At 45.3% G+C, this 12,189-nt stretch carries 11 protein-coding genes; 6 read left to right on the top strand and 5 right to left on the bottom strand.

What is annotated here, in order from left to right; all coding sequences use genetic code 11:
- Positions 1-5: 5 nt before the first annotated feature.
- Together PN462_RS20450 and PN462_RS20445 are read right to left on the bottom strand one after the other, a co-directional pair.
- Positions 6-1,079 (bottom strand): glucose-1-phosphate thymidylyltransferase, encoded by a 1,074-nt coding sequence (locus PN462_RS20450; protein ID WP_272130689.1) that lies wholly within the window; start codon positions 1,077-1,079, stop codon positions 6-8.
- 2 nt (positions 1,080-1,081) lie between these two features.
- Positions 1,082-3,403 carry an ATP-dependent helicase gene (locus PN462_RS20445; protein WP_272130688.1) on the bottom strand — a complete coding sequence of 774 codons (2,322 nt, stop codon included), beginning with the start codon at positions 3,401-3,403 and terminating at the stop codon, positions 1,082-1,084.
- Positions 3,404-3,517: 114 nt separating this feature from the next.
- Here PN462_RS20445 and PN462_RS23700 point away from each other — a divergent pair, with 114 nt between their 5' ends.
- The 3 genes from PN462_RS23700 to PN462_RS20435 are packed head-to-tail and all read left to right on the top strand — an operon-like array spanning position 3,518 to position 4,562.
- Positions 3,518-3,748, top strand: coding sequence for an addiction module protein (locus tag PN462_RS23700; RefSeq protein ID WP_443029243.1), 231 nt, complete (start codon positions 3,518-3,520; stop codon positions 3,746-3,748).
- A 55-nt stretch (positions 3,749-3,803) separates the two neighbouring features.
- Positions 3,804-4,103 carry a hypothetical protein gene (locus tag PN462_RS20440; protein ID WP_272130687.1) on the top strand — a complete coding sequence of 100 codons (300 nt, stop codon included), beginning with the start codon at positions 3,804-3,806 and terminating at the stop codon, positions 4,101-4,103.
- A 9-nt stretch (positions 4,104-4,112) separates the two neighbouring features.
- Positions 4,113-4,562 (top strand): type II toxin-antitoxin system VapC family toxin, encoded by a 450-nt coding sequence (locus tag PN462_RS20435; protein ID WP_272130686.1) that lies wholly within the window; start codon positions 4,113-4,115, stop codon positions 4,560-4,562.
- A gap of 20 nt (positions 4,563-4,582) precedes the next feature.
- On the opposite strand, the gene PN462_RS20430 is transcribed toward PN462_RS20435, so the two are convergent.
- Entirely contained in the window at positions 4,583-4,744 is a 162-nt protein-coding gene (locus tag PN462_RS20430) for a hypothetical protein (RefSeq protein WP_272130685.1), read from the bottom strand.
- A 99-nt stretch (positions 4,745-4,843) separates the two neighbouring features.
- On the opposite strand from PN462_RS20430, the gene PN462_RS20425 reads away from it, so the two are divergent.
- From PN462_RS20425 to PN462_RS20415, 3 genes are all read left to right on the top strand, one after another.
- Complete coding sequence (locus PN462_RS20425; protein ID WP_272130684.1) at positions 4,844-6,586, top strand: glycosyltransferase family 39 protein; 1,743 nt, start codon at positions 4,844-4,846, stop codon at positions 6,584-6,586.
- A gap of 182 nt (positions 6,587-6,768) precedes the next feature.
- Positions 6,769-7,710: a response regulator gene (locus tag PN462_RS20420; RefSeq protein WP_443029242.1), complete on the top strand. Its 942-nt coding sequence runs from the start codon at positions 6,769-6,771 to the stop codon at positions 7,708-7,710.
- 85 nt (positions 7,711-7,795) lie between these two features.
- A complete protein-coding gene (locus PN462_RS20415; RefSeq protein WP_272130682.1) occupies positions 7,796-8,692 on the top strand; it encodes a hypothetical protein in 897 nt (298 codons plus the stop codon).
- A gap of 28 nt (positions 8,693-8,720) precedes the next feature.
- Here the strand turns inward: PN462_RS20415 and PN462_RS20410 are convergent, their stop codons facing one another.
- Together PN462_RS20410 and PN462_RS20405 are read right to left on the bottom strand one after the other, a co-directional pair.
- Complete coding sequence (locus tag PN462_RS20410; RefSeq protein ID WP_272130681.1) at positions 8,721-10,778, bottom strand: serine/threonine protein kinase; 2,058 nt, start codon at positions 10,776-10,778, stop codon at positions 8,721-8,723.
- A 166-nt stretch (positions 10,779-10,944) separates the two neighbouring features.
- The gene (locus PN462_RS20405; protein WP_272130680.1) at positions 10,945-12,114 is read right to left on the bottom strand and encodes a PPC domain-containing protein; all 1,170 of its coding nucleotides are present in this window, start codon (positions 12,112-12,114) and stop codon (positions 10,945-10,947) included.
- Positions 12,115-12,189: the final 75 nt, after the last annotated feature.

The following is a 12,189-nucleotide window of genomic DNA, read 5'->3' as shown; positions in this document are numbered from 1 at the left end:
GAGTTTTAATGTATTTCAATCATGGAATCATCTCCAACTAGGAATCGTAAGGCTCTTGGCCGTCTTGGTGCAGAGGTTAAAGACACTCGTTGTCCGATTAAACTATCAACAATACGTTGGTGAATGTTCATTACTTTAGCACCGGATAAAAGGACACTGTGATCAATATCTGTGTCAATTAATTTAACGTCGTTGGCAATGCTGCTATAGGGACCAATAAAGCAGTTTTCTAAATAACAATTATCGCCAATTGCTGCGGGACCTCGGACGGTACAATTGATCAGTTGGGTGTTTTTGCCGATGGAAACTCGGCCAATAACTTGGGAGTCATGATCTAATGTTCCTTGGATATTAGATTCTAAATATTCATCGAGAATAATTCGATTTGCTTCTAATAAATCATCTTTTTTCCCGGTATCTAACCACCATCCGGTTAGTTGTTGGGCATTTACTTGGTACTGGAGATCGATTAGGGTTTGTATTGCGTCGGTAATTTCTAACTCTCCTCGGGCCGAGGGTTGTATTTGCGCGATCGCGCGATGAATATCCGCCGAGAAAAAATACACCCCCACCAATGCTAAATTAGAGGGAGGGTCTTTAGGTTTCTCCACCAAACGACGAATACGGCCCCCGTCTTCTACTTCTGCAACCCCAAAAGAAGACGGATTTTTCACAGACCGGAGTAAAATTAAAGCATCCAGTTGCTTCTCCTTAAACTCCGTGAGAAATGTCCCCAACTCATCCTTAATGAGATTATCCCCCAAATAGAGAATAAAGGGAGCATCCCCTAAAAAGGGTTGAGCAATTTTCACCGCATGGGCTAATCCTGCCGGAGTCTCCTGTAAAATATAAGTAATCTGCACCCCAAACCGACTCCCATCCCCGGTTTTTGCTTTCACTTCCTCCCCCGTCTCTGGGGAAATAATAATCCCAACTTCAGTAATTCCCGTTGCAGCGATCGCCTCAATCCCGTACCATAAAATGGGCTTATTGGCAACCGGAACAAGTTGTTTAGCCCCCGTATAAGTGAGAGGCCGCAAGCGTGTTCCTTTTCCCCCAGAGAGAATTAATGCTTTCATACCTAAACCTGTGAAAAGTGTTGTTGCAAGACCGGAATCACCGGACAAGGGCGTTTATACTGTAACTTATTGGCAGACTGACCACTAAACACACTCCACCGAAAAGGCCCCTTTTCCGCAGCAGACATCCAAAGTAAGCGTTTAGCGCGAGTCATCGCCACATATAGTAAACGATATTCCTCCGCTTGTTTCAACTGTCCTGCTTGTTTCCATGCGTCTGTCGGTTGCGGAAAAGGTTGCATTTGATCATAGTCTCCCAATGCTGCTAAATGCTGGTTATGGACTGCTGTACGAATTTGCGCCCTAGCAATTTCATTTAAGGTAAAATCCCCTAAGAATTGACTCGCTGTAGGTATCCACTGTTCCCCCGGAATAACATCACGGTGGAGAAAGGGTAAAAAGACATAATCCCAGTCTAGTCCCTTGGCTTTGTGCATGGTAATAATGGTCAGTTGGTTGGGACGGGTGTAGAGGTCGTCTGACTCCTCCTGGACTGCCTCAAAGCGTTCTGAGACGACGATTTCTTGTAAGACCTCTATCATTGCTTTTAGGGACTTACTGCCTAAAATTTGTTTAATGACTCGTTCTGCAAGTTTCTGGACGGTGGCCAACTCGGACCCCGTATATTTCAGGGACATTCCTAGAAAGGAGATGAGTTGATAGGAGGGTAACTCGATGCGAGCTTTCAGTAAACTGGTACAGTAGCGTCTTGCTTCTTGGACTTGTTTGTTTTGTGGGGGGTCGAGGGGGGAGGGATAAAGGAACTGTTCGGGGTTGGTGGCCAATGCGTTTAAGTCTTGGGTTGCGATGCGTTGACGCTTTTCGAGGACTTCGAGGGCCCCTTTGAGGTTGTCGGGGGAGTGGGGCCGGTCGAGAAATTGCAGCATTTTGAGAATTTCTGCGGGTATTTGGGAATGTCTCTCCACTTCTCCCACTTCGTAGGGGGTGATGTCGTGTTCTTTTTTCAGGTCTTGCAGTTGTTCTGCGATAAAGTGTCCTTGACGGTTTTCTCGGACTAAAATGGCGGCATTATGGTGGGGGTTTGTGGTGAGGAGTTGGATGACTCGCTGTTTTATTTGGGTGACGGTTTGGTAGATGTCTTCGGGGGTGTGTATCTCTAGTCCTTGTCCGGTGGGTTGGGGGTTTGCGTCGGGTTGGGGGTCCTTTGCGGAGACGGGATGGATATTTTGCGGACGAAAGGGGAGGGTAATGTTATTCTCTTTCTGTTCCCTGTTCTCTGTTCCCTGTTCCCTATATTCCCACGTCCCATTCACCCAATGCAGCACAAAATTAGCCGCATCAAGAATAATTTTACTGCTGCGGCCCGACTGGTTCATGGTGGCCAGATTATTTTTTTGGGCGCAGCGATCGCAAAAATGATTAAAGTAGAGGGGGTCTGCTGGGGTAAAGGTGGAGTTAATGGCCTGATTGGGGTCGCCGACGCGAATTAGGTTATGATTGGCGAGAATGGCTAAGAGTTGGGTTTGTAGGGGACTGGAGTCTTGCGCTTCATCTTCAAAGACGGCAAAGACTTGCTTTTGCCATAAGTCTCGAATGGGGGGACTGTCGAGGACTCGTAACCCGGCCAGAATCATATCATCGTAGTCGATGAAATTGCGCGATCGCATAATTCGTTCATATTCCTCATAAATCCCCGCAGCAATGGCTAAAGTATCATAATAATCATTAGCCTCCTGACTGACTCTCCAGAGGTCATCGGGAGAAAACCCGGAACTTTTCGCTTCATGTATCGCAGTATTGGCCAAACCCGGCAAAATTTCCGTTCGTAACACCGACTGACGACGCAACCGTTCTGTTTCTTCCCCATCAAACTGTTTCCCCTCTAACAGTCTTTGATAACGGTGAAAATTCTTCCCTATCCATTGTTCCACTGCTGCTTTTATCACCCGATGGCCTTGGTTGGGAGTCACCACCGTAGAGGTTTCTAAGTCCAGTCCCGATGCTTCTGGGTGTCGGGAGGCAATATGTAACGCTAACCCATGTAAGGTATGAACCACAAAACTCCCTTGGGGGAGTTGTAATTGTTTTAAATTCTCCCGAATTTTCTGTTTAATACTATTAGCCGCAGACCGAGTAAAGGTGACAACAACCAACTGTTTGCGGGGGTGGAGATGGTGACGGGTAATGGTAATAGCTGCTGCAACCGCCATACTATGGGACTTCCCGGCCCCCGGAACAGCAGAAACCGCCAATTCTCCACCCCCCCAGTCCGCCAGGGGTTTTTGTCCCCTGCGTAAGCTATTGTAGAGGGTTTGTAGGGTTGCTTGTTGCTGTTCGCTTTGGGTGGGGGGGGTTTGTACCATGTCGCTGGTTGAGTACGCTTGTCTTATTTTAGTCCCAATGGGGAAAGAACAGGTAATCAGGATGAGATACAATTAACTATAGTCATATAAGCCTAATTCATTCTGCAAAGAACTATGCGATCAATTGAGCAATTGACAGAGGAAATTTTATCCCTACCTAGTGCATCAAGGGCACTCCTTGCAGACAAATTGGTAGAAAGCCTAGAGTTTGATACTGATTCAGCAATTCAGTCGGTTTGGGTGACTGAAGCAAAAAAGCGGAGAGATGAAGTTCGGGAGGGTTCTGTACAGCCAATACTAGGGGAAGAAGCCTTGGCTCAAGTTAGACGAGTTATTGATCCATAAAGTTATTTTACAGTTTAGTATAGTCTTAGAAAACATTATTTTTGGGTGACAAAATATGACGACACAACAACGTCGTAAAGTCTTAGCAGCCATTGAGCAAATTCCAGAAGAATATCTGGGAGAATTGTTACAGACTATTCGCAGCTTTCAACAGCATAAAAAAATTAACGTTGAGAGTCCAAAACAAAGTTGGGAGGACGCAATTCAGCAGCTTGAAAATACAGGTGCTACACAACGACAGAATAGACAGAATAAAATCAGGGAATTATTAAGTTTATGGCAAGATATGGATAGTCCAGAAGAACAACAAGAAACATTAAATATTATTGAAACAAGAGAAGATGTGTCTATCTAATTTTTTATAATGAGTCAAATAATTTTATTAGATTCTACTCCTGTAGGTCTAATTACTAATCCTAAAACTAATCCTCTTGCAGTCGAGTGCCAAGAATGGTTTAATCGCTTATTTCAGAGAGGATTTGATGTGATCTTACCAGAAATTGTCGATTATGAAATTAGACGAGAATTATTGCGTGCTAATAAAATTAATGGACTGAGAAAATTAGATCAACTAAAAGCAGCAATTATTTATCTTCCTCTGACAACAGAAATAATGCTAAAAGCCGCAGAATTATGGTCAGAAGCTAGAAAGCGAGGTAAACCGACTGCTGATAATAAAGGGTTAGATGGAGATGTCATTTTAGCAGCTCAAGCTATTATACTGGAGAATATCAAAAATAATGTGATAGTTGCTACCAGTAATCCTAAACATTTATCTGAATTATGTAATGCAAAAAAATGGCAAGAAATTTAGTTTTTTTATATTTTAGTTAATTAATTTCTCGTTTCCTTCAGCTTTACTAATGCTCTAGTTTTAGCGATTCTGACAATATATTCTAAATCGCGTAACCCTAACTCCAACACTTGGGGGAGTTTATCTTCAATGGGATGTAATTGAGCAACGACTTCATCCGGTAGATCAAAAGTAATTTGCATCGGTGAATTAGGGAGTGTGTACTAAAAATTGGATTCTCTTTTATATTAGGTTAGAGAGGATAAAAAACTTGAGTTGACAGTTTTATTAAGTAAGGATTCGTGCATTATTTTCTTCTGTGTGGTATTTTATTTTTAGGGACAATTTTACGTTTCCTGCAACTGGAACGTAAACCCCTTTGGATTGATGAAGTGATTACGGCTTTATTTAGTTTAGGACAAGGGTTTGATGCTGTTCCATTAGAACAAGTGATCCCTGTGCAGGACGTGCCGGAGATTTTTACCCTTAACCCGAATAGCAGTTGTGGGGAAATTAGCCATTTTTTGGCGACTCAATCGACGCATCCTCCTCTGTTTTTCTGTCTGCTGCATCGGTGGTTGGTGATGTTGCAGGGGGTTGATCTGTCTCTGGCTTGGCAATTGCGGGCGTTTCCGGCTATGGTAGGGGTAGGCGCGATCGCAGCACTATACCTCCTCAATCGTATCGCATACTCCCGTAAAGCAGGGTTATTGGGGGCCGCAGTCATGGCCGTGTCTCCCTTTGCGGTGTATCTCTCCCAAGAAGCAAGACATTACACCCTCCCCATTCTTCTTATTACTCTCTCTCTCTGTTGCTTGGTAAAAATAGAACAGAATTTAAGAGGGAATAATCTTAATTTATCTCATAATTTATGGCTTTGGGGAGTTTGGGGACTATTGAGTGTTTTAAGTCTCTATACTCACTATTTTTGCTTACTGGCAATTAGCGCACAAGTATTAACCCTAACCATTGTCATTATAACACAAAAAACACTCAAAAATCAACTCATTCACTGGCAATTTCTTGTTAACTTAATCCTTGGCTTAATTCTCTTTACTCTCCCCTTCCTTTTATTCATTCCGTGGATTAACTCATTTTGGACACATTTCACCAGTAATAAAACCGACTGGTTGCCCTCTCCTAGCTTCATTAACCCCCCTCTCCAGACCATTGCTGGGTGGACAACCATGGTGATTACTCCCCCAGTCGAAAGCCAACCTTTCTGGGTACAAGTACCATTAATTTTGCTCACCTTGGGCTTTATTTTCTGGTTAGTGAGCCGATGTCGGAGGAGTTTTAAGCAACTTTTCAAGATGCCAACAAAAAAAGACAATTTAGGCATAAAAACCCTATTCTATTTTACCCTCTTAGTCCTGTTAGAATTTCTAGCCGTCGTCTATATTCTTAACAAAGATATTACCGTCGCCCCGCGCTATCACTTTATCTATTATCCGGGGATTTGCGCCCTATTAGGGATTTTATTCAGTATCCCATTAACACCTAAAAAATGCTCTAATGTTCCCTTAAATTCTCATCAGCACCAAAGAAGCATTGAACCCTCGCCAATTGTCCAATCTCTGCAACAGCGACTCCCCCTCAACTCTCCCTTCTGGTTGTATGGAGTGGGGGTATTGAGTAGCTTATGTGTAGTCTTTAACTTGGCATTCCAGAAACCTTATTATCCCACCAAAGTGGCACAACAATTTCAAGCCACTCCCCCCCCTGTCGTGGTGGTGATGGCCTATCAAAATACCCTAGAAATTGCTGTGGGGTTAAGTTACGCGCTGGCCTTCGCAGAGATTCAACAACAACCCGCCCAGTTTACCCTACTGAGAACCAATGATGGCTACGAGAATGTGTGGAATAGTCTGAGCCAGTTTAACATTGCCCCGCGTAGTTTATGGGCTATTGCCCCCGGTTATATCCTAAAATCCTATCCCCCCACCATCCCCTTAAAAAACCGTAATACCTGTAACATAGACCTCAGCGAACATCATCGAATTGGTTTCCCCTACCAGTTATATCGCTGTACCATCGAAGAATAAGCCGTGTGACTTAGGTTTAAAATAAAGAAGTGAAAGCGCGGAGTATATCCTGATCCCTGCTAAGGTAGGCAAAAAGACGATCAAAAATTGGGAGTCATACTCCTTGGCTTAATATAATCAGGGAGACTAAAGTTGCCAATTGGTTTGCTGTCTGAACCTTCACTGATGGTTGACGTATCACTATGAATAATTCTGTATCCGATCTGAATGACATAACACGCCAAATAAAGAGCATGGAACGCCGAAAAAAACCGAAAATGCTAGTGGTTGACGATGAACCCGATAACTTGGATCTCCTGTATCGTACCTTTCGCAGAGACTTCAAGGTATTTAAGGCAGATAGCGGTATGAGTGCTTTAGATGTCCTGTCTCAAGAAGGAGAAGTGGCCGTAATTATTTCTGACCAACGGATGCCAGAAATGAAGGGGACGGAATTTTTGAGTAAAACCGTCAGCAATTTTCCCGATACGGTTCGCATTATTCTCACCGGATTCACCGATGTGGAAGATTTGGTGGATGCGATTAACTCTGGACAGGTCTATAAGTACATTACCAAGCCTTGGGACCCCAATGAGTTAAAGGATGTGGTGGATCATGCGGCAGAAACCTATGATCTGCTCAAACAGCGCACAGAGGAGTTAATTCGCGCCAATGAACAGGCTAAATTATTAGCTGCGATCGCGCAAGTCGCTCAAGATTCCAGTACCCTAGATGACTGTCTCAACCCCCTAGCAACTGCATTTGGGGAAAGTTTTTCGGCAGATGGTTGTGTCGTCCAACAAGTTAAAGATGGACAACTGGGGAGTCAGGGGAGTTATGGCAAAGAAGGAATTTCTCCTGTCAGTCTGGACAATGATCCCCTAGTCCAAACCTCCATCTCCGAAGAAAATGTGAAAGTTTGGGTGAAATCTTCCTCAAATCCTCCCCCAGAAGGGACAGACTATGAGGGAGCAGGGTTACAAATGCACCTGATCTTCCCCTTGGCCTATCGAGGCACACCCTTGGCCACCTTGTCTCTCCAGTGGATGAGTTCCCAAAAACCCAGTGAAGAAGAAATTAAACTCATGCACCTCGCTGCACAACAAGCAGTTTTAGCGGTTGCTGTGGTGAATTGTATGGCTTAGGGGAAAACGCTCTGAGTTCCCCCTTATGGGTCTAGAGGAGGACGTTAGACCATCCTCTAGAGGCTTTTCTCATTTCAACGCTATTATGACCGATCTCGACGATCTGCTAAACCAACTGGCCACCCAGGAAGCGCAATTGGGGGAACAGGAATTTCTTGCTCCCTGTGTCCGAGGGGGGAAGGTTCAGACTAAGATTGCTAATTTAGTTTATACCTTTACGCCCTATCCGGCGGATTTTGAAGGGTGGGGGATTTTTATTCCCCGTGATAGGAGTTGTGCGGAAGTGGTGGATGAAGCGAATTTACCCCAACTGGCCGAATATTTACACCTTTTTCCCCGGTTACGACTTCATTTAGCTTACGCTTTACGGGGCCAAACTTGGTTAGCGTATCCGGTGAATGAGTCGGATATGCAGCAACGGTTTCAAACCGCGCAACCTGTCGCAGTGCATTTAGTCAGCGAGGGAGCGCAGTTTGAGCCAATTGTAGCGCGGTTTGATGGGACGGCCTATTGGTTTGAGACGGTGGACCGACGGGCCGATGTGCAGCTTGTGGCCGCTTTGCGAGAGGCACTGACAGCAAACACTCTTCCCCCTAATGTCCAGTTTGCGGGGATAACTCCGGAAATGCGGACAGTGTATGAGTTGGTATGGCAACAGACGGAGGAGGGCCAACGGCAACTCCGTCACCGTCAACAAGTCAGGGAGGGAAGACGCAACCGACGCAGGGAAACGCGGCAACCGCAAACCCCGGAAACCCGCTTACGGGAGGCACTCCACCAGGGAGGCGGCCAGTTAAGGGAATTCCGCGATCGCGGCGAATTTTGGTTAGTCCAATGGACCACCCACGACGGCACAGGGCATACTTCGGCCATTGCAAAATCCGATTTAACGGTAATGAGTGCGGGAATTTGTCTCAGTGGCCGCGATCGAGATTTTGATTTACAGTCTTTGGTTGGGGTAGTATTGGGTAATGGTAATTAGGAATTGGTGATTGAATGCTTCCCAAAAATCACACTTTAATGCGCCAAAGTTGAATCATATTCCCACCACTTCCCGTAGCGACAAAATGACCATCAGGACTCACCGCAAAATAATCAATATGATGCTCATAATTCTCTAAAACTTGCAGCATTTTACCCGTTTTAGTATCCCATAACCGAATCGTTTGATCCTGACTACTACTAAACACAACTTGTCCAGTTTCATTAATTTTAACCTTCTCCACCGTATTCTCATGGCCGGTTAATTTATATAACTCTTTCCCCGTTTCTACCTGCCACAAACGCACCGTATGATCTGCACTAGCACTCACCAACAAAGTCCCATCTGAACTAATGGCTAAATCATTGACAAACCCCTCATGGCCTTCAATGGTGCGTAATGCTTCCCCCGTCGCTAAATTCCAAATTTTAATGGTTTTATCATTACTACAACTGGCCAAAATTTGACTATCTGCACTAATTTTAACCGCATTGACAAACCCCGAATGTCCCGTTAAGGTGTATAAATTTTCCCCAGTATCCAAATTCCAAACTTGAATAGTTTTATCTGCACTTCCGGTGACTAAGGTTTGACCATCTGAAGCAATGGCAACCGAGTGAATGAACCCGGAATGGCCTTCTAAAACATGGCGTGCTGTACCTGCGGGAAAGTCCCATATGCGGACGGTTTTATCGGCACTGATACTCACCAATGTTCCCCCATCGGGACTAATAACCACTTCATCCACAAAGCTGGTATGGCCGTCGAGAGTTTTTTTTAATTCTCCGGTGTTAATATCCCAAATTTTTAAGGTTTTATCGGCACTGGCACTAATTAACCAATTGCCATCGGGACTAATGACCACATCGTTAACAAAACTGGTGTGATCTTCGAGGTGTTGAATGGCTTGGTCCTGTTGTTCCACTCGTCCGGCCTGCATGAGTAGAGGAGTCACCCATTGATACACCCAGAAGCCGCCAGCACCGCCGATAAGGAGTAAAAACGGGAGTAAAAGACCTAAAAGCCATTTGGGGGAGGTGGACTCCTCTATGGACTCCTCTAGGGACTCCTCTGGGAGGTGTTCTTCGGGGATGGTGGGACTGTCGGGGGAGAATTGAATTTCGGTGGTGGGGATGCGCTCAAAGCCTCGCATGGAGGGATGGGGGTAAATATTTTGTCGAATTTGAGCAATACTGTCTAAAATTTCTTGGGTGTCTCTGGGTCGGTCTGCGGCCCGATGGGCCATTAAACGGTCGATAAAATCGGCTAATTCGGGGGAAATGTCGGGTGCGTGGTTTCGCCAGTTAAATTCGTCGGTGTAGGGGTCATAAATTTCGCTGTCTTCTAGTTGTTTCCCGGTTAATAAGTACACAAAGGTGCGGCCTAAGGCGTAAAAGTCCGATTGGGGGACGGCGTGACCTTTTTGTTGTTCTGGGGGGGTATATCCGGCGGAACTGACTCTGGTAATATTGCCGGAACTTCCGACTTGAGCTAAATAGGTGTAGGTCATTTCCCGCGCTGTGCCGAAGTCAATTAAGACTAATTGGCCGGTGGACCGCATCATAATATTTTGTAACTTGATATCCCGGTGAAAATAGTTCTTACTGTGAACTAAATGGAGGATTTCGGCAATTTGTTTGAGCCAGTCTAAGGCTTGTTGTTCGCTGATCAGCAGGTTTCCCTGTTGGAACATCCATTCCCGTAGGGTGGGCCCGTCGATTTTCTCCATGATGAAGCAGTGGAGGGGGTCGCTGCTGTTATGGGGATAATATTGAAAATATCCCTCGGTTTCGACTTTGGGGATACCGGGGTGGTTGAGTTGGCTGAGGACTATGGCTTCTTGACGAAATAAGTCAACGGCTTTGGGGTTGCTGTTGTGCCGTCGTTTGAGGGTTTTGAGGATTTTCTGAATCCCCGATTCCTCGACTTGGTAAATTTTGGCAAACCCACTGTTTTCGTTGATTAATTTCACGACTCGATAGCGATCGCAGATTAACAAGGAGGACTCACAATGGAGACAAGTGGCGCGATCGCGGTTTACAGGGTCTTCAGGTTGGGGACAATCAGGATTAATACAGTAGCTCATGGATAGCTACACAAATGTGTTCTTTAATTTAGCTTAACCCGCCGGAAGCCTTACTCCCTTAATTTTAGATGGCGGTCATTCACGTTCTAGCTATCCGTGACGAAGATCACAGACAAAAGGGGACACGCTCAAGGCGATTTCCCCTTTTTCACTATAGAGGATGGTTTTAGTTATTGTTAGAGTTGGCGTTATTCTCATCACCTTCTTCAATAACTACAGTATAACGACCGCGATCGCTGGGATTATACCCATTGACAAAAATCCGATACACCCCATCTGCCGGAAGGGTTAAGGTGACAGTAGAGTTACTGGTGTTATCGGTGGCATCATCATTTTGTCCCAAGACTTCCCCCGCTTCATCAAAAATGGCTAAAAAGGTGTCAAACTCGGAACTTTCTAAGCGCACGGTGACGGTTTGGCCCGCTTGTCCCCGGAAGATATGCTCGTTGTATAAGGTATTATCATCGGGATACACCAAGGACTCTCCTTCGGCTAAAACCCCTTGTTTTACCAGTAAAATTTCTGAACTGGTGTTACTCGGTGTTTCTGTGGTTTCTGGAGTCTCTGGGGTTTCTGGAGTCTCTGGAGTTTCAGGAGTTTCTGGAGTTTCGGGAGTTTCGGGAGTTTCGGGATTAGCAACAATGGGGCCTTCATTAGCGGAATTCTCTACATAAGACCCTGCATAGGCAAACACACAGAGAGGGTTAGGTTCGGTTAATTCTTCACAACCCACCCCTAAATATTTGTAATCAATATTGAAAATTTTCTTGCGGTGACTACGACTAGCATCTCCATCCCCAATAATCATCATCAACACGGTACTCTGGGGAGTAGTCTCACTGTCCTTGATATCAACCGCTAACGGTCCGTTTACCGTCCCATAACGACTGATCACTCTGATCAATTCTCCCCCATTAATTGAAGCATCCACATCTTCATTAGTCACTTTTTGGGATGCTCCTTGGGAGAGTCCTTCCGAGAGTGCTAAAGGAAGTAAAGGACGGGTATTGCGGAGAAAACGTACCGCTTCATTTAACGCTTCTACCCCTTCTTGGGTTTCAATAGGGGGTTCTCCTGGTAAGTCTAGGGTTTGGCCATCATAGTATTGTCGCTGTCCTTCGAGCCAGTCCGCATAGGAATTAGGGTTTGCTCTGGCCCGGTTGATCTCCCGGAGGAGTTGTTCTTCGTAGGACAAGTCCGACACCGGGAATAAGGTGCTTGAGTTTTGAGCCACTTGTGTAGAACGTTGTAAGCTAGGCTGAGGGTCACGGGCGTGGGCGACTTGTGTGACTAAGAGAGTGGCAACAGCGATCGCAAATAGTCGAAGTGCGTACATAGTCGTTATCTGATCCAGTTTAGTGTCAGGGAATTATTACCAAAGTCTCCCCTATTTTAGACTCAAAGCTATGCA

The organism is Spirulina sp. CS-785/01 (genome assembly GCF_028330525.1).
GTDB lineage: Bacteria > Cyanobacteriota > Cyanobacteriia > Cyanobacteriales > Spirulinaceae > JAQMSD01.
Note: the sequence above shows the minus strand (reverse complement) of the source record. Positions and strands in the feature narration are given on the sequence as shown.